Annotated in this window: 15 protein-coding genes and 3 pseudogenes; 6 read left to right on the top strand and 12 right to left on the bottom strand. The window is 58.5% G+C overall.

Translation table 11 applies throughout. The annotated features are described in order from the left end of the window. The first annotated feature begins 2 nt into the window (after nt 1-2). A complete protein-coding gene (gene aqpZ / locus QDY28_RS23350) occupies nt 3-728 on the top strand; it encodes an aquaporin Z (RefSeq protein ID WP_331383957.1) in 726 nt (241 codons plus the stop codon). Nucleotides 729-1,702: 974 nt separating this feature from the next. On the opposite strand, the gene QDY28_RS23345 is transcribed toward aqpZ, so the two are convergent. After that, nucleotides 1,703-2,167, bottom strand: a complete 465-nt coding sequence (locus QDY28_RS23345) for a BA14K family protein (RefSeq protein WP_331383956.1) — start codon at nt 2,165-2,167, stop codon at nt 1,703-1,705. Nucleotides 2,168-2,505: 338 nt separating this feature from the next. Here QDY28_RS23345 and QDY28_RS23340 point away from each other — a divergent pair. Then, a pseudogene (locus QDY28_RS23340) lies at nt 2,506-2,760 on the top strand (two-component sensor histidine kinase); the annotation flags it as partial. A 230-nt stretch (nt 2,761-2,990) separates the two neighbouring features. Here QDY28_RS23340 and QDY28_RS23335 read toward each other — a convergent pair. The 9 genes from QDY28_RS23335 to QDY28_RS23295 all read right to left on the bottom strand — a co-directional run bounded on the left by QDY28_RS23335 (nt 2,991) and on the right by QDY28_RS23295 (nt 11,232). Then, nucleotides 2,991-4,772, bottom strand: coding sequence for an adenylate/guanylate cyclase domain-containing protein (locus QDY28_RS23335; RefSeq protein ID WP_331383955.1), 1,782 nt, complete (start codon nt 4,770-4,772; stop codon nt 2,991-2,993). 472 nt (nt 4,773-5,244) lie between these two features. Then, nucleotides 5,245-6,009 carry a bestrophin-like domain gene (locus tag QDY28_RS23330; RefSeq protein ID WP_331383954.1) on the bottom strand — a complete coding sequence of 255 codons (765 nt, stop codon included), beginning with the start codon at nt 6,007-6,009 and terminating at the stop codon, nt 5,245-5,247. Further along, nucleotides 6,006-7,283 carry an alpha/beta fold hydrolase gene (locus QDY28_RS23325; protein WP_331383953.1) on the bottom strand — a complete coding sequence of 426 codons (1,278 nt, stop codon included), beginning with the start codon at nt 7,281-7,283 and terminating at the stop codon, nt 6,006-6,008. Before QDY28_RS23325 ends, QDY28_RS23330 begins: the two co-directional genes overlap by 4 nt. An 80-nt stretch (nt 7,284-7,363) precedes the next feature. After that, nucleotides 7,364-8,080, bottom strand: coding sequence for a hypothetical protein (locus tag QDY28_RS23320; RefSeq protein ID WP_331383952.1), 717 nt, complete (start codon nt 8,078-8,080; stop codon nt 7,364-7,366). Between the two features lie 55 nt (nt 8,081-8,135). Continuing rightward, a complete protein-coding gene (locus tag QDY28_RS23315) occupies nt 8,136-8,414 on the bottom strand; it encodes a hypothetical protein (protein WP_331383951.1) in 279 nt (92 codons plus the stop codon). Nucleotides 8,415-8,872: 458 nt separating this feature from the next. Then, nucleotides 8,873-9,505, bottom strand: a complete 633-nt coding sequence (locus QDY28_RS23310; RefSeq protein WP_331383950.1) for a TetR/AcrR family transcriptional regulator — start codon at nt 9,503-9,505, stop codon at nt 8,873-8,875. Next, nucleotides 9,502-10,041 carry a hypothetical protein gene (locus QDY28_RS23305; RefSeq protein WP_331383949.1) on the bottom strand — a complete coding sequence of 180 codons (540 nt, stop codon included), beginning with the start codon at nt 10,039-10,041 and terminating at the stop codon, nt 9,502-9,504. Before QDY28_RS23305 ends, QDY28_RS23310 begins: the two co-directional genes overlap by 4 nt. A gap of 148 nt (nt 10,042-10,189) precedes the next feature. Next, nucleotides 10,190-10,714, bottom strand: coding sequence for a hypothetical protein (locus QDY28_RS23300; protein WP_331383948.1), 525 nt, complete (start codon nt 10,712-10,714; stop codon nt 10,190-10,192). Beyond that, nucleotides 10,714-11,232 carry an MFS transporter gene (locus tag QDY28_RS23295; protein WP_331383947.1) on the bottom strand — a complete coding sequence of 173 codons (519 nt, stop codon included), beginning with the start codon at nt 11,230-11,232 and terminating at the stop codon, nt 10,714-10,716. Before QDY28_RS23295 ends, QDY28_RS23300 begins: the two co-directional genes overlap by 1 nt. Nucleotides 11,233-11,802: 570 nt before the next feature. Here QDY28_RS23295 and QDY28_RS23290 point away from each other — a divergent pair. The 4 genes and pseudogenes from QDY28_RS23290 to QDY28_RS23275 all read left to right on the top strand — a co-directional run. Next, the gene (locus QDY28_RS23290) at nt 11,803-12,927 is read left to right on the top strand and encodes a calcium:proton antiporter (RefSeq protein ID WP_331383946.1); all 1,125 of its coding nucleotides are present in this window, start codon (nt 11,803-11,805) and stop codon (nt 12,925-12,927) included. Nucleotides 12,928-13,109: 182 nt separating this feature from the next. Beyond that, nucleotides 13,110-14,348: an MFS transporter gene (locus tag QDY28_RS23285; RefSeq protein WP_331383945.1), complete on the top strand. Its 1,239-nt coding sequence runs from the start codon at nt 13,110-13,112 to the stop codon at nt 14,346-14,348. Nucleotides 14,349-14,419: 71 nt separating this feature from the next. After that, nucleotides 14,420-15,529 carry an FUSC family protein gene (locus QDY28_RS23280; RefSeq protein ID WP_331383944.1) on the top strand — a complete coding sequence of 370 codons (1,110 nt, stop codon included), beginning with the start codon at nt 14,420-14,422 and terminating at the stop codon, nt 15,527-15,529. Nucleotides 15,530-15,979: 450 nt separating this feature from the next. Further along, nucleotides 15,980-16,392 (top strand): annotated as a pseudogene (locus QDY28_RS23275) (ABC transporter permease subunit); the annotation flags it as partial. A 352-nt stretch (nt 16,393-16,744) separates the two neighbouring features. On the opposite strand, the gene QDY28_RS23270 reads toward QDY28_RS23275, so the two are convergent. Further along, nucleotides 16,745-17,362, bottom strand: coding sequence for a hypothetical protein (locus tag QDY28_RS23270; protein ID WP_331383943.1), 618 nt, complete (start codon nt 17,360-17,362; stop codon nt 16,745-16,747). Between the two features lie 697 nt (nt 17,363-18,059). Continuing rightward, nucleotides 18,060-18,221 (bottom strand): annotated as a pseudogene (locus QDY28_RS23265) (IS5/IS1182 family transposase); the annotation flags it as partial.

Below are 18,221 nucleotides of genomic sequence, written 5' to 3'. Positions count from 1 at the left end.
CTATGACGATGAAGAAATACACAGCTGAAGCGATCGGTACGTTCTGGCTGACGTTCGGTGGTTGCGGCAGCGCCGTTATCGCGGCGGGCCTACCAAATGTCGGGATCGGATATCTTGGCGTGGCGTTGGCATTCGGCCTGACGGTTGTGACGATGGCTTATGCAATTGGCCATATCTCTGGCTGCCATCTCAATCCCGCCGTCACTATCGGCCTTGCAGCGGGCGGCCGGTTCCCGGTAAACCGGATCGTTCCCTACATCATCGCTCAGGTCGTCGGCGGCATTGTCGGCGGCGGCCTGCTTTATCTGATTGCCAGCGGCAAAGCCGGATTTGACCTCTCCGGGGGCTTCGCGTCAAACGGCTATGGCGAACACTCGCCCGGCCACTACAGCATGTTCGCGTGCTTCCTTGCGGAACTGGTGCTGACGGCGGTGTTCCTGTTTATCATCATGGGTGCAACGCATGGCAAAGCACCCGTTGGCTTTGCGCCGCTCGCCATCGGTTTCGGACTGACGCTCATCCACCTGATCAGCATCGATGTCACGAATACGTCCGTAAATCCGGCACGCAGCACGGGCGTCGCCATTTTTGCTGGCGGCTGGGCCATTCAGCAATTGTGGCTGTTCTGGCTGGCGCCGATTGCCGGCGGCGTGATCGGCGGTATGCTTTACCGTTGGCTCAGCACCGAACCTGATGGTGTCATCGTCGGAACCGCCCCGGCTGAATAGGTCAAAAAATCTGGCCGAGGAGGAGTTTCGGTAGTCGGAGAGCTTGGCCGGCGTTCAATTCCTTCTCTCCTGGCAAAGCGGTCGATCTTTCCGCCCGCACGTGAAATTGCATTGAACTTGTCTTGATGTCTCAATCGTCAGGCCATGCGGTCTCCGCCATAATGGCGGCCGGCGGCGGCATTGGTGTCACTCGCACCTTTGTTGCCGCACCCTATGCCCGACGCGGAGAGCTCGTGCCGCCGCTGCGGTAAGATTTGCGGCCCCGCGCCACAATCACCGCTCCTTTGCCAGACAGTCGGCGCGATAGCCCCAACGTCAAGGCGTTCGTTGCCCATCTATCGAGTGTTTTTGCTTCGCTAGAAATCTCTAAGCTCTGTGCAGGACGATTTGATCGCCGTTTGAGCATATATCCTAGTGAGACGAGAATTTTTTAGAGCTCGTTGAAGGGCTTCATTGTCCCCCTGCGGCGGTGAAATAGCCTTCAAGCTCATCCTCAAGCTGACGGCAGAGTTGCTCGCATTCCGCGATCAGCTGTCCGTCATCCCCCTCGACCCGCAGTTTGTCGCGGAACCGAACGGCGTCGGCATAATTTTCGACAGCCTCGCTCCACCATGGGCGGTCTTCGCATGGCAACGGAGATGTGGGCGCCTCACCAGAAGTGTCGCTAAGCCGTATCGGAACTTTTCGATAGGCCGGTATTCCATGCCTTTTGAACCACCCAAAGTGCACAGAACATTCTGATATACAGCATTCAATGCCGCGCGCCCCGGTACACGGAATGCGGCGGCCGAGAGCACGGGCTGCTCATAGTGCTGCAGGACGAGCGCCAGGATATCGATTATTTCGCGCCGCGCCCTGTAGTACCGCCATAATCACCGGACAACCGCCGCTGGCCTGATGATCAGGTTGGAGGGCACTCTATCCGGAGATCACCGGAAATCTTATGCGGACTTTTCCGAAACCCGCAGTTCACATCAATGATAAGGCGAGTAGCATTGCCGCCGGGGACCGTTATAGGGCTGGAACGTATTGTCGTAGGCCCGATATGATCTATACCGCGAGTAGCACCAGCTCGTGTGCCCGCCTCTGCCGACATAGGCGCGCTGTTGTGAGGCGATGATCCCACCTATGATGGCGCCGGCTGCGAGACCGCCGATGATCGCGCCAGCATTGTCATGATGGTGATGGCGATAGTAGCGACGGCCATAGTATCCTCCCCGGCCGTAATATCCGCGATGGCGGTCGCCGTAATGCCGGCGGTGCCAGTAGTCGCGGTTCCATTCGCCGCGCATATTGCCGCGATCGCCTCTGTACTGGACATTCAGAACGTCGGACGTTTGCGCCTGGGGTGGATTGCCGATTGGGAAGGCTTCGGCGGGTGTGACAACACTGTTGAAGGCTGTCACACACGACAAAACTACAATAGCGAGCCGGATCATGTTCTTTTACCGCCTTTTTCTAAACGTGAGACATTGTTGGAGGTTCCGATTTTGCAAACCGACTTCTCCGTCGCTGAAGACCGTATCATCTCGGCGTTACCCGGCCGGCATTGGCGGTGGCGCAGCACACACCGGTCGGAGAGCAGGCCGGGATCATCCTCGCCCGGCAAAAGCGCCAGATCGATCTCTGGTGGCGGCATCATGAAACTGCGGAGCGGCAGTTTCCTTGCCGAGCCAGACCAGCCGTCTCGTCGCCGACCCTCTTGCAAAAGGTAACAGATACGAACTCGTCGTCCGTGGCGAGTTTGGAAAGCGTAACTTATCACTGAGATCGACCGCAGGAAGCCGAGGCGGCGAAGATCCAACGCCTCGACGGCATCATGCGCATGACCCACCAAGTCAGCCACGAAGCAGGCGTCAATCACAGGCAGCCTCGGCCTGCTGAAGCGCGAAACCGGCTTCAATGACCGGCAAAAGCGGCACTCGCCCGCGTCCGTAAGGCTGCCGACCGCGGCAGGTCGCTGGCCGGCAGTATGCTTTTCATCGGCAGCCAGCAGCCGATTCGTGCGGGTGCGGTGGAAATCGGCACGGTGTCATCTCGGTCGAGGATCTCCCACCGAAGTCCTCCGATATGGCGGCGCTTTCCCTCGTCAGATTGGTTGAAAATAGAATCCGTGCCTTCGTCACGTGATGTTGTTGTGCCCTAAAGGCATCGGGTGCGGTACAAATCCGGGTGCCGCGGCTTCGTATCCCTTCAACGGCTAAACCAGACGTCAAATAACAGCGTTTCAGGTTCGACACACCGTGCCAGTTTAATCTTCGGTCAGGCTGGCAAGCCCGCGCGCCTCAGTCCCTCGCGCAACCGAGAAACATCCCGCTCTTGGCTCAGATAGGACACATCGACGAGCCAGTTCACGTAATCAGCTGTACTGGCAGCCTCGTCCCCGCGCCACCGCGAGCCGACCAATTTGAGAAAGGCAATGGCACATTTTTCCGCATCCTCGATCCGGCCGAGATGAGCGTAGGATGCGGCGCGCCAGGCCATGTCCCGCGGCTCTCTTTCCGGTGTGTCAAATGTTCTCTGTTCCAGAAGGAGCGCCGCTTCGCTGTACCTCCCTGAAAGAAACAGTAATCGAGATTTATAGTAGTTGTACCAGCTCGGATAGAGCGGGTTCAGCCGGTAGGCTATGTCAGCGCCGGCGAGGCCTTTGTCGGGCCGCCCGAGCGAACCTTGCATCCATGCCCACAGGATCAGAATCGTCGCATCATTGGGATTCATTGATTTCGCCAGATCGAGATGGTGCTCGGCTCTTTTGAAGTCTCTCCAGGTCAGGCATATATAGCCCAATGTGCACTGAACCCGAGGATCACTTGGATCGAGAGCAAAAGCTGTCTCTGCTGACCGCAGGGCCTTGATCCGATTCTCATCACAATCCCTCGGAACACCAATGTCACCATCCGATGCGCGATTGAGATAGATGTAAGCCAGACCCGTATGGGCTCGTGCGAAGCTGGGGTCCGTCTCGGCAGCGCGTTTGAACAGCGCCTCTGCGCTCTCCTGAGCACCTGCCCTGAAATCATCAGAAAGACGATTGCCCTGTAGGAAGAGATCATATGCGCGCATGTCCTCCGGACGGCGTCTGCGAGAGGTCAGCTCGTTATTATCAATGACGCGTTGCGCCACCATCGCAACGATGCTCTGAGCTATCTCTTCCTGCGCGGCGAAGATATCTTCGATGGACCGGTCGTAGCGATCCGCCCACAGATGCGTCCCGCCGACCGTTTCGACGAGCTGCACCGTGATCCTCACCCGGTTGCCGGCACGCCTGGCGCTGCCCTCGACAACGTAACCAGCATTAAGAAGCCGCCCGATCTCGCGCAAATCCGTCGTCCGGCCGCGAAGTGCAAATGACGAGATTCTTGCGATCACCATTAACTCTGTGAAACGGGCAAGTTCCGTGATGATATCTGCGGTGATGCCGTCGCTGAAATAGAGCTGTTCCGGATCGCCTGAGATGTTTTCGAACGGCAGGACGGCGACCGCCGGTCTGCTCAAAGTCGAAACTCTGGGCGAGACGAAAGCGGACCCACTGAGCGGCACATGGTAGGCTTTGATCGGCCTTGAGATGTTCTTAAGTTGCTGCTCTCCTACATATTCGATGGTCGCGGCGATCTTTCCGGCGATATGTTCATATGCGTTACCCGAAATCAGTATGTCCCCCGGCGGGCAGATTTGCTCCAGCCTTGCCGCTACATTCACGCCATCGCCGAGCAGATCCTCGCCTTCGACGACGACATCACCGATATTGATGCCGATGCGAAAGACGATGTTGCCGCTGGTATCAGATGGGTTCTGTTGCGCCGCGATCGCATTCTGAATCTTGATCGCACAGAACACGGCCTCAACGACCGAGGCAAATTCGGCAATGATCCCGTCCCCCATCAGTTTGACGATGCGTCCGGCATGCTCGGTGAGCTGAGGCTCGATCAGCGTACTTTGCAAATTGCTCAAGGCCGCGAGCGTCTTGCCTTCGTCCTGCTCAACGAGCCGAGAATAACCGACGACGTCGGCCACCAGTATAGCTGCCAACTTTCGTTGCAACATGTGCCCTCCAGTCCATGGTCAAAACCGCGACGCGGAGCGTTTTCATTTGCCAGCATAATAGCTGATCAGCGACGAAGGGCGGAATAATAACTGCGAGATCGAAAGCTGGCGAAAATCGTCGTGCAATCAAGATGCCGTTCAAGTCAGTACTGCGGCAAATGGTGCGAGCAATGGCGTTTCCGTCATTGCAGGCCTCCTCCCTGAACGCACCCAAGCTGCAGGCTGGCGGGCGGCGGTGCCCGATCGGCAGACAGTTTCGAGGAGTTCAGGCTCCACAGCTAGACCGGCGCCTGTTTCGAACAAGGGGCTCGCTGCAAGGATCCGCGGTACAAAGAATGCCGGCCAACAATCCAATTTGCGGTGTTCAGGGTTCCAGTCAACTGCACTGCAAACAGCATCGTTCTTGCTCCCCGGTGCGGGACGCCGCCCGATTCGGGATCTCGATTGGTCGTAGGCGGTGAGCTCGCTTTCCTCACGCCTGACCAAGCCGCTCCATTGTTATCTGCAATGGCTCAAGAGAGACCCTGATGACCCCAGCATAGGGATTTGCCATGTCGGAGATGACGAAGACTGCACCGGCCACGGACAAGGCCGAAACAAGGATGACGGTCAGGACAGTTCTGTTCGGCGGTGCTTGCAGGCCGAAAGTTGCGAATAAAAGCGCCAGCCAAGAGGTCATGACCACGAAGAATGGCCATGGCAATCCTTCCTCACCGGAATCGATCTTTAGCCAATGGCCTTCCGCGATCATGCCGCTGACTTCAAGCGCTCGAGCGCGCACGAGGTTTTGTGCCTGGCCGTTGGGGATCAATCGTCGCAAATCGTCCTGTACCGTCTCGATATCACGGTAGGCTGGGGTGCTTTCTTTGCCATCGTCGTCTTGCGCGGAGGCGGACCATCCACGATCAAGACGCTGTTGCACCAGTTCGCGCAGCTTTTTCCGATCTGCATCTGTTTCCGGGCCATAATGGGCAAGCAGCCGGTCAAGCAACAGGACATGCCCGGCAGTCGTCTCCATCTCCGAGTGCGCGTTGTCGAAGGTGGCCTTCGCTGAGGCGATCAATAAGCTTAGCGCCAGAGCGGAGAGCGTGCCGACAACGGCGGTCGCTAGCCGGATCACCTCCTTGGATTCCAGGCTGAGATGATGAGCTGGCAAGCGATCGCGGACGATGATGCCGCATGTGGTCGCCGCAACCAAAATGACGAAGACCAACGCACCAAGCAGGATCGAGGTCATGGCTGTTCACCCCCCTCGTGTCCCAAGATTTCCGCAACCGGTTCACCAGCAACACAATTGCTCTTAGGGACGCGACCGGCGAATCGATCCGCTATCCAGTCGACCGCCTGATCAGCAGCGTCATGGGCGATGAAGCCGTGGCCGATGCGCGGTATCGTCAGGAACTCTACCTTGTCGCCGTTAAGGCACAGACGGCGAACATAGGAAGCCGTAACCTTCGGACGGACGATATCGTCGTTCATTCCTTGGGCAATGAAGACGGGATAAGCAGGCGGTACCGGCGGGGGAGAGTTCTCAACAAGGAGCCTGTTCCATGGTTCGGCGGCCGTCGGATCCGAAATCGTCAGGAAGGTCTTGCCGAGCGGCCGCTCCTCTATGCGTCTTGCAAGGAGATCGAAGATAGTTTCGATGCAGCCGTTCGCGAGACGGTCCATCGTCGGCAGAGCTGTCGGAACGACCAGGGAGTCCAGCGGGATGTCGAAGACCCGCGACCATGAGGACAGGGTCAGAGCCGTAAGGCCTTTGCCGCCGCTCGTCGCAAAATCATCCTTCATTAGCGTGCGAAGATCGGTTGCAGGAGCGGCCGCTGCAACACCCACGAGATCGAGATCCGGCGCGTAAGGGCGGGCAAGCAATCCGGTATAAAGTGCTGCCTGGCCCCCCTGGGAATGGCCCCATACCGCAAATCTCGGCCTCTCCTGGCCGAGCAAATGTCCCGCGGCGCGAACGGAGTCGAGAACCGCGCGGCCTTCGCTGTCGCCGATCAGATAGGGATGGACGCCTGGACCTCCGAGGCCGGGGTAATCGGTGGCAACGACCGCGAAGCCATCCGAAAGCATCCGGTTCAGACCCTGGACCTGGCGGAAAACGGAGTTGCGCAACGAAGGCGCGCATTGGGTTGCAACGCCGGTCGTTGGATGCGCCCAGGCAACGATCGGTCGGCTTTGGTTATCGCCCTCCTGCGGCACTATAAGGACGCCGGAAACGGCGATCGCCTCGCCATGCAGGCCCCTCGACCGATAGAGGATTCGATAGGCATTCGTACCCTGCGGTGAAAATGGCATCTGTTCGGATCTTATGATCGTCCCCGGACGCCCATCGATCGCTTGAGGATCGGCAAGGTAGAATGAACCGGCGGCCTGTTCCCGGCCTTCGGTATCGACGGCCAGGACGAGCGAGAGCACGGATGATACGGCGAGCAGGGCTGCGATTGCGACACCGGCGCGCAGATACCAGGGCGCACGCCGGCGCCCCGCATAGCGGATAGTGGTCATGATCGTTCTCTGTGGATGTCAATTTGGGGGGCATCGGCCGACCGCAATTGGGTCGGCCATATTGTTCGAAGCCAGGAGGTCTACTGCCAGGCGCCGTTCGGCAAACGTCCGTGATAGGGCGTGTTGCGGCAATGACCCCAGGGGCCAATCCAATACCCGGGAGGGCAAGGCGAAGCTTCAACCACCGGCGGATAATAATAGGGGTAATAATAGGCCGGGTAGACGGGGTGGCTGGCGGCGGCAACTCCAATCACCGCGCCCGTTGCCAGGCCGACGCCATACCATGCGCCGCCGTGCCAACCGCGCCAATGATCGATAAAGAGGGCGGCCGGACCTGTGCCCGACAAGCTTCCCTCCAAAACTGTGACGTCGAAGGTCAGGGTCGTGCCATCGAACTTCGGTGATTTCAGGGTCACGACGGCATCGCTGACATCGTGTCCTTCGCCGAGCACGGAAATGGTGGCATTCGGCGGGTCTTTGTCGAAGCTGTCCGGTCCCTCGGACCATTGCCCGATGAGTTCATCGGTTGCCAGATGACCGGCCGCTCTGACCGGCCGATCGGCAAAGACGATCGCGTTCTTGGCGACACCCGTCAGGATGAGCTTGTCGCCGTCCAGCCTGGCATTCTCGGAATTGATGATGAGCAGCGAAGCGATCGGATTCTGTGTCGATGGCTGGCCAATGGTTTTTTGCAGCGGAACGTGCGGCGCATTCGGTTCGGCAGCGAAGGAGCCGCCGGGCTGCAAGGCGTAAAGAGCGCCCGCTACAAGAAGATGAACGGCAATTGAGGTTTTCATGATTGTCTTGTCCTTTGCGTGAAGGATGTTTGATTGATCGGGAATTTTCGGGCCTTTAGTCGTCAGCCGCCGCCGTGGATGGCGGCATAGTCATTCCGGCCTGGACCTCGGCCATGGCCTCTTCGATGAGCTGCACAGCCCGCGCCTTGTGGCCGCCCCTGTTAGGCGTCGCGCGATGAAGTGACCGAAGCGCGCTGTTCAAGGCGCGCATGGCGGCTTCCATATTGCCCTGCTCGGCATGGGCGGGAGCGGCGATCAGGGCGGCCGCGGGCATAATGACGGTGCCGAGGGCTAGAGACGCTACAAGACGGCGCCTCTCGATAGTGGTGTTCATTTTGATTTCCTTTCCACAGGGCGCGAGCGGGCTCGGGCCTCTTTGAGAGCCCGAAACCGATCACGCCTTTTTGGGCGTCCAACTGGACTTGAGAAAATTCCGGCAAGGTCTCGCATCCGCAATGCGAACGACCGCGCCCGGCGATATCGTCTGTTTGATCGGTATCGCGAGATCATGTTTACACTGGTAAGTTTACAGTGTCAACATTATTTGCTGAATTTTTTAGCCGCGTTTTCGGCGCCGGAAACCCCTGCTCGCAATGCTCCCAACTATCGACACTCAATGCATGAAGATAGCCGTGACCGCCACGCGCTTGAGGAGGCACGCCGGTCAATTCCATTGACCGGGTGGTGCGCAGATTCGCTGGCAGACAGCCCGTCGCCTGAACACAGGCACTGTGCTCAGCAAATAACCGAGGAAGGCTTTCTTTAGGGCGTGTGGGGAATGTTGCGGAGAGCCTAGTCGATGCCCGCGAAGGAAAGGCTGTCCATGACGGCGTCAAGCAGGGTTACCGCATCCGCTCCCGGAACCGATGCCATCACGCCGCGAAGGCGGTTTTCGAGAAGCAGGACGACGAAGCCATGTACCAGGGATCTGACCGCGACCAAGCGGGCGGCCTGCGCCAGTGGCGACACATCGTCCGCTTCGCGGGTCCTTGCCGAAACCGCCTGTTCCACAGCCGAGCGCGAGGCGGCAAGAGCGTCGAGCAGAGCCGGGCGGCTCGTATCGAGCTGTTCGGATCTGAACATGAGAGTGAACAGGCCGGGGTGGGTGATTGCAAAACCGAGATAAGCTCGACCCATTGCACGCAGGCGGGAACGCGGGTCGTCTCCTGCTGCATCGGCGCCTTTCCGCAATGCGTCTGCAAAGCGTAGATAGCCCTCTGCCGCCAATTCGCTCAAGAGACCGGTCATGTCTCCGAAGTGATTGCGCGGTGCGGTATGCGACACGCCCACCCGCCGGGCAGCTTCGCGAAGCGAGAGCGCCTGGATTCCATCTTCTTCAAGGATGAGCTCCGCGGCTTTCAGCAGTGCTTTCTTGAGATCGCCATGGTGATAGGATTTGGTCGCTGTGTCTTCATTCTTCTTCATAATTTTCCCGCTGAAACCTTCGGCAACCAGGAAGTAAACCAGAAAGCGGCTGCAAGCGCGGCAATGATGACCGCTGTGCCAAGACTTGTGGTAACGCTAGGCAGATAACTCATTGCAGCGTCGGCGGCAACGATGACGGCGAATGCCGCGGCCCAGGCAAGAGCGATGCGTGTTGCCGTCTTCCTGAAGCGCATAGTAGACGCGATTTCCGGCGACACTCGTTCGCGCGCATATTGTAGCGTGAAAGGCTTGCCGACAGCGATCGAGCCCGCGACGATCGCCAGCAGTCCGATGTCGACGAGCAGGCGCACCTGAATCACCGACGGCGCAAAAGCCGTAAAGATCGTCGCGCCGCCAAGGGCGCCGAACAACAGAAGGGAGCCGACCTCAAGGATCTTCGGAGGCTTTTTTAAGATCAACTGGTCTCGCAGGACGATGGCGAGCGAAGCCAAAGCGGCGGCTATCAACGAGGGAGATATTCCGATCCGCTGATCGAGCACGGCAAAGAGCAGAAATGGAACGAAGGCCAGCAGCATGTTCTTACTCCATGAATGTTTACGGCGGTAAGTTACCATTGACAACATTTCTGTCAAGCTTTATCTACGGGGAAATCTTATCCGAGCCTGTCGCCAACGGCCTCGATCTGACCACAGCATTATCGAAGGTGAAGTTTGATGAGCACGATCACGACCAGTGCCGGGGGCGAAGCGGATCGCCGGAGCCAATTCTCGTTTTTCCCGAATAACATACAGTTCTGGGGCTGGTGACGAGAGACTGCAGCGCGGGCGCGCCGATCCCTCCCAGGCAGAAGAGCGGCATGAGCAGAAAAGCCATCCAACCGTATGAGACAAGAGCAATCGAAATATAGGCTGCGCCGTCAGACGCTATTCCGATCAGCAAAGCTCGTCGTTGCCCCCACCGCTCGCTTATGGGACCGGCGACGAAGGCCTGTACGACGGCGTGAAAGAATCCGAACGCGGCCAGCGAGATGCCGATAATCATCGGCGACCAGGAAAATTTGTCCTGACCATAGAGCACCCACACCGTGCCGCCGACCTCGCCGACCAGAGCAAGAATGAAGAAGCCACCAATGAGCGGCAGGATCTGGGGGAACTCCAAGATCCACGTGAGATTCGCAAGCGGATTGAAGCTCGGCTTCGATGCTGCGACCTGAAGTCTCCGCGTTTCCGGCAGGAAGACGAAAGCCATCAGAAGATTAGCTGCAGTGAGGATCGCGGCTGCAATGAAAGAAGGCGGAGCGAGTATTCTCCCAGCATTCCACCGACCGCCGGACCCGCAATGAAGCCGATACCGAAACAGGCACTCAGCTGGGCGAAACGACGCGTCGGTTCCGCTTCGCTCGTCATATCGGCGACATAGGCGCAAGCCACAGCGTTGCTGGCACCGGTTATCCCGGCGATCGTCCTTCCGAGAAACAGAAGCCACAGCGAAGGGGCTGAGGCCATGAACAGATAGTCGATCACCGATCCCCCTAGGGAGAAGATCATGACCGGCCTCCTGCCTATTCGATCGGACAACGAGCCTAGCACCGGCGAAAACAGGAATTGCATGAGCGCGTAAATCGCGAGGAAGGCACCGAAGCGCCAACCGAGATCATCGGAATGCCCGACCTCCTGAAGAAGCCGCGGAAAAATAGGAAGCGTCAGGCCGATACCGGCGGGGTCCAGGACGCCGGTGGCATAAACGACAGTGAGTGCCTTTCTCATCGGAACACCTGCAAGCGGATTTCACCGCCCGCCAACGCGGATTTGGCGCGGCGACAGAGGCAAGTCGGCCGCCGCGACGCCAGAGGTGCATGCGGCACGGCGGGGGCCAATCAATCAAATCGGCGTGCCGAGCTGATCTCGTCTCGGGAGGATAATTTATCTTTTTCATTTTTGTATCTTTACACTGTAAACTTTCCACTGTAAACATCCGCCTGCTCGAAAGGCGATAAAAACCTTTGTCTTCACGTGCGTTCGGTTTCGCTATCCGCTTTGCGGCCTCACTGTTTCAAGCGGAGTGGCATCGATAGGCCGGCGAAGACCGTTCACGCGCTCACATCGAAATTCCCGATAGGCGGACGCTTTCGAAGCGGCCGTAGCACCGCTCGGTCGTGCGTGCATGTCTGGCCGTCGCAATTTTGAATGTTCAAAACCAATGAGGTTCATCATGAGGCAACGGACAGCCTTTTCGCATCGCCCGCCGTGCGCCGCCTGCGGCTGCATATGTCCGTTTAGGAGCGCCCGACGGGCCTGCTTTCACCATCCTCGTCAAGTCACCCGAAAGAAATCCCAATGACTGCTCATGCATCGTCTCCTTCCCATGTGCATCGCTTCATGCGTGAGGAATGGTTTCTTCCCATTGTCGCTCTCAGCGGTCTTGCTTTCATGTTTCTCGATGAAACCCTGTTTGCGGCGTTGTCGAAGCCGTTTGGGTTCGCCTTTATCTTCATCTGGCTGTTCGCCTCGGTACTTGGAGCGGCTCTCTGCGTCGTGCGACACGCCGATCATCTGGCCGAGCAGCTGGGAGAACCTTACGGAACCTTGATCCTTACCTTGACCATCACGTCTATTGAGGTGATTGCGATCTCGGCGGTCATGATCCATGGCGGGAACAATCCAACGCTTGCCCGCGACACGCTTCTCGCCGTGATCATGATCATCCTCAACGGCATGGTTGGTCTGTCGCTCTTGATAGGTGGCTGGCGGCGGCGCGAACAATCGCACAATATGCAGGGTGCAAACGCCTATCTTGGTGTCATCGTGCCGCTCGCGACCCTCGACCTGATCTTGCCCTCCTTCCTTCCTTCCGACGGCAGCCAGGCTTCCGGCATGAGCCAAATGATTCTCGGGGTCGTCTCCTTCGTCCTCTACGGCATCTTCCTCATGCTGCAAGCCGGCCGGCACCAGCACTTCTTCGCGGAGGAAGGCGGGCTACTGACCGAGACAGAACGAACGACAGCGCGCTCCTCCATCCTGCTGCACTCGCTGCTGCTCTTGGCCTATATGGCGCCGGTAGTCTTCCTCGTTGAAAAGCTCGCAGTTCCCGTCGACTACGTCATAGAGACGGTGCACGCGCCAGCCGCCCTCGGCGGCATCATCATGGCCGTGCTTGTGGCGACGCCGGAAGCGATCAGCGCCGTGCGTGCCTCCATCGCCAACCGTCTGCAGCGCGCCGTCAACATCTCTCTAGGCTCGGTGCTGTCGACGATCGCCATCACAGTGCCCGCGATGCTCTTCATCGGCCACATTAACCAGCACCAGCTGACGCTCGGCCTAACCGGCAGCGATCTTGTGATGCTCATCGTGACGCTTGCCGTCAGCATTATCACCTTCGCCAGCGGCCGCACCCACGTGATGCAGGGCGCCGTTCATCTCGTGCTCTTCCTCGCCTACGCCCTGCTGATCTTTCAGCAATAGCTCAGTGGCAGGCGCTTTCCGCAATCTGGAGAATCCCATGCAATCTCGACGACCATCACTTCGTTGGAGCCGTCCGCAGGCACTTCCGCCTGTCATAGACCGGCAGCCGGCCCATACGCAAACCCTGCAACCCAGACATTCTGAACGGGTACTTTCGAAACGTTGAGAATTGAGAAACGGAAATGAAACGACGCGCAGATATCAAGACGGTGCTGCCGCTATACATCGTCACCTTCATCGGGTTCTGCGGCTACTCTTTGATGATTACGCTGTTCATCCCGATGTTGATGGGAGACAATGGCTTTCTCGACCCGGGCACGACGGCTGGCCAACGCAGCGCGGTTATCGGGGTCSTCCTYGCAATTTACCCGCTCGGACAATTTCTGGGGTCACCGGTGGTCGGCGCGGTGTCCGACCGGTACGGGCGCAGGCGCGTGCTCCTGGTCTCTCTGTTCGTCACGATTGCTGCCTACGTCGTCATCTCGCTCGGTATCGAATGGCGTTCGCTTGCGCTGCTCGCGGCCGGCTGTCTGATCGGTGGCTTAGCTGAGTCCAACATCGCCATCGCGCAGAGTGCGATTTCCGACGTTGCCGGACCGGTCGAGCGGCCGCGCCTGTTTGCGCGGGTTTATTCCTCGTCAAGTCTCGGCTACATCGCCGGTCCCGTCGCCGGAGGTCAGCTGGCGCATTATCTCGGCTGGAGTGCGCCCTTCTGGCTGATGATCCCGCTGCTGGCCGCTACTGTTCTCTGGATCTGGCTCAGTTTCCGAGAGACGCTGCAGCCGGGCMCRGGCCAGCAGTTCAAGGCCCTCGCGGCTCTCGTCAATCTCGGAACGGTATTCACCGACCGTCCGATCCGGTTGCTCTACCTGATCAACTTCCTGCTCTATCTCGGCCTGTTCGGTTACTTCCGTATGGTCCTCGTCTACATGGTTGAGCGCTGGCATACGACGGTGGACCAGACGACACTGATTTACTCCGGTCTGGCCGCTATTTCGGCAATCGCAAGTTTTGGGGCGATAGCGCCAATGGCGAAATACATGGGCCTGCATCGGCTGGCTGTCTGTGCCGCGATGGCAGCGGGTTTGACCATGATGTCGGTCACTCTCCCGGCGGGGCTCAGTTCGATCTGGATCACCGGCGGATTGACTACCTTCATGGGTACGCTTGCCCTTGCGGCATGCCCGACGCTGCTTGCCAATACCGTCTCCGGGGAACGGCAAGGTCGCGTGATGGGCAACAATCAGGCGCTGCAGGTCGGGGCAGAGTCGTTAAGCGCGGTCGGCGGCGGCGGATTGGCCGGATTATTGATCCCGCTTCCGCTTCTTGCATTCGGGATATTGCTAATCGCTGCCGCAACACTTCTGGCGTTCGTCCCGGCTTCGACAGCAAAAGGTGTCGAACCAATGGAGCATTCGTAAAGCCCATCTCGCTTCCACGTCGGCCTACAATGTGCCGAGGGCTATCGTAAATGGCCATAAGACGATCAACAGTGCCGAAGCCCGCCAATGAGCATGCGCTTATCTTTATCTTTGGAGGAATCATGCTGAGCTCAATTGCGCGGCGGCTGGAGAAGGTGGATCCAGGAAGCCACCGTCGGATCAAAGGAATCCGGCTTGTAACCGCCTTCGGCCTCGCGGCGCTTGCCGGAGCACACTACGCGAGTGCCTATTCCGTCCCTAAAGGCAATGCCTTAGGCGTTCTCGCCGCGGGTTTTGCCCTTTGGGGCAGTGTGTCCGAGGCGCGTTCCGCCCGGCTCGAATCGACGAGAGATCTGCTTTTCCTAGCGATGGCGGCGGTCGCAGGCGCGATTGTCACGGCAGCCATAGTTCCGGTGGTGAATTTCTGGGTCCCCGCAGTTTCCGAGATCGTGCTGGTGCTAGGGGCATTTCTTGTCGGCTATCTTCGACGACTTGGAACAACGGGGGCGGGCATCGGCTCTCAGTTCTTCATCGGTCAGCTTCTTGCCTATGGCGCAGGTCTCACCGAAAACGACATTGGTCTGATCCTAATATCCGGAGCGATTGCGGCGGTCGCCTCTATCATACCAAGGGTTCTGAGCGGACCATCCGAACATCCGACAGCTCCGATGCCTGTGCCGGTGGTTCTGCCAGGCAGGATTTCGCCCGAGCTGGCCATGGGGCTCCAGGGAGCCACCGCTGCTCTCGCAATTGTAATTCTGAGCGCCATCCTCGGGCTCGAGGAGTCGATCTGGGCTGTCACGGCAGGTGCGTATGTCGTGGCGGGATCGATGTCGGGAACGATGGATCGGGTGCGCCGGCGTATCATTGGCACAGCAGTTGGCGTCCCGATCGGCCTGGCAATGCTGCCTGCCGCGATCGACTATCCGCTCGTCGTCTGGATGGCCGCCGGGCTCGCCATGGTAGTCTATGCAATGGCGCTGCCGGAACGATATGACATCGCATGCGGCGCTTATGCCTACGCGTTGGTTGTGACGTTGGCGGCCACGGGAGAGCACTCCTATACTCTTCTCGCCGCGCGGCTATGGGAGACGGCATTGGGCGGTATGGTTGGTTTACTCGCCGCCGCTATCGTGTTCCCGTTAAGAACGACGAAGGCCGACCTGAGGTACCGAATTTGAGGAGTCATTGGTCAAGTTGTGAACGAGACGGTTCAAAATCGCATGGACGTCCATGAACCGGTCGCCCGCCTACTCCGCTCAGTGCCGGCACCCCTGCCGCGTTTTGGAGCCGAACTCCAAGCGTCACAAGAAAGCACCCAGTCCCCTTGCCGCCCGCTACGGCCTGAACCCGAGAAGGTGGCTAAATGGCGCGAGCGGACTACGACGGTCGATGCCCGGCGACGAGAGCGACGCTCTTGGAACTGGTTATGACATCTTCTCCATTCTGTTGGGCGATCGCTCAGCTGGCGCCGAATAACGTTGAAGTTTCCACCGGCCACACCGTTGAATCGGCACTTGTTATGGATGACAGGTCGAGGCTATCTGGCGAGAAGGCATTATGGTGTGATAGCGCCCGGAAACGTCGTATGGCGAATTGTAACGAGCGGCGATAATTTTCGCACCTCCAGGAACGGTCACTCGACGCCCAACCGGGTGACGCTCATTGTGGCCCTGACCGCTTGCGTCGCGGCCTTCCAGCCGGAGGTGATCAAGGGCGGGCTGAACTCTTTCGACACGGGGCAGACGGATGCCGCCTATTTGCTCGGCTAGAAGAAAAGCCAGCTCTTCCGCCGGGTCATGCTGCCGCAGGTGATCGTCGCGGCCATCCCGGATCTCGCCAACTCCCTCATGGTGATCATGGAGGCACTGTCGCTCGGCTTCGCTATCGAAGTGGTCGGCTCGCACAGTCGCAACTGACCGCCGCGCTGAGCTTTTACTACCCCGAAGCGTTCCTGGTCGCCGTCGTGATCTACATGGTCATCGCCTACGTCGTCACACATGTCGCTGACAAAACGGAGAGAACGCCTCGAGCCAGGACATAGCGGTTTTTAGCCGCCCCCACTCCCGGTCGAGTTGGTCTCTTTCAGGAAACGCGGCGGGCCGGGTCTTGAGTTTTGTCTCAAGAAGTTCAAGCAGCGGCTCTTGTCCCCTCCGCCGCGAAGCCGCAATTCGCCACCTTTCGACAAGTGGGTCGATGCAAACGAGCCAAGCCCGATGTCCGCTGGGAAGGCTTTCTGCCCACAGGGTCGTAGGTTCTGATCCCTTCAACTGCGACCAACAAATCAGAAGAAAGTTCCCGGTGCGTGGCAACTGGGGTGCTATCTCATGCGTATGTCGCGCGTGGAAGCGGCCCGGATATAATGTGCTTTCCTCAGTTGATGATGTTGTCTTCACTTACAAGATGTTCGCTAGAACCTCGGAAATGACGGAGAATTTCACAGCCTGCCAACGTCTGTAGTCGAGCACCAGTTGAGTGGAAATCCAGCAGTCGCCACTCTTTTTCGCAGGCTCCCAACCCAACAATCCCTTTTCTTCGGCGGCCGCTAGCATTCTGCCGGCATGGCTGCGGGAGATGACGTACTCTGTCGCGGCAACTCGTGCCGAGACAGCACCGACCCACACGCGCTCACCCGTCGCTTGCGTTAGTGGCACGCGCGACATGAGATCATGCAATATGTTACTTCCGGATTCAGACTTGACGAACAGTGCGATGGTTTCCGGAGGCCGGGACCAGTCGGAATGGTTAAATAGCCGACGTGCGACTTGTGGCTGGGCACGAAAGAGAATCGTCGGATCTGCCTCGGAGCGGCGATACCGATCTCCCCCGTCCATGCTATCGAGCGAGCGAAGGTGTCCGTCGAACCATTGGCGAATTAGCTGTTCGGCATAGGCGGTTGCTTGCAAGGGGCTGGCGCGCCGATCTGTGGTCTCCACTGGCTCGAACAAGCCATAATGCGCCATCTCCTTTAGATGCGAGATTGCAGTGTTGTGGCTGGCGATGCGATTTTCCATCAAGAATTTCGCGAGGCTCGAAGCGGTTAGAGGCGACAGGAGGGGTAGAGGCTTCGCTCGAAATGCAATGCTAACGCCGCCTGGCTGAGCAGCCACTTCTGCAGATCGGCGACATAGCGCACCACTCTGGGCGCTCTTCGGTGGATTGCCAATAACTCCAGCGCGGCTTCACGAAGAGCAGCGGCGAAGGAGGGGTCGCCCATGAGATCATCAACGCTGAAGCTGCGGCATCTATTTAGCAAGGGCCAGAATCTGAAAGAAGAGACATTCTCTGAAACGGGAGCGTTATAAGGATTGCATTAAGGCTAGAATGGCAACTTCGAAATAGTACAAAAACGAATGAACGAAAATGCGAGCGCGGGAGACAGCGAACGCGTCAACTCTACCTATAGCTGCACAAAAGCGGAAGTAGGCTTTTGCATTGTAGCTTGCAGCGGGACGCCGGGCCCAGGCTTTGCAGCGGTTATAGGATCACGCGGATTGGTGGATCTTGGGTTGAAGACATGGCGAGGCGATCGAGACGGCGGAAAAATCTGACAAGCTCAATTGCGTAAAGTCAAAAAGAGACGGCAGTAAGCCTGCGCCGAAGCGGCAGAACCCTCGCCGACTCCGGTTTCTGGGTCGTGGCGCTCAATCACTCCGACGACTGCGCCGATCTCAGCCGCGCAGGCAATAGTCGATCGTGAAGAACTCGCTTTCAGGGAGTTTGCTGGGGTATTGGTCGGCTCTGGAACGTGATGAAGAGTGCGGCGAACAGACGCAAAAGCTTCCTGAACCATCGCAGCAGGAGAGAGAAGTTGTATCCGGCGGCGGCCAGAACGGCATTGACGGCATCCCCCTGTTCGCCCGCGAGATAATT

Source organism: Rhizobium sp. BR 362 (genome assembly GCF_036528765.1).
In the GTDB taxonomy this organism is placed as follows: Bacteria; Pseudomonadota; Alphaproteobacteria; order Rhizobiales; family Rhizobiaceae; genus Rhizobium.
The sequence above is the reverse complement of the archived record's forward strand: the minus strand, read 5'-3'. Positions and strand labels throughout refer to the sequence as shown.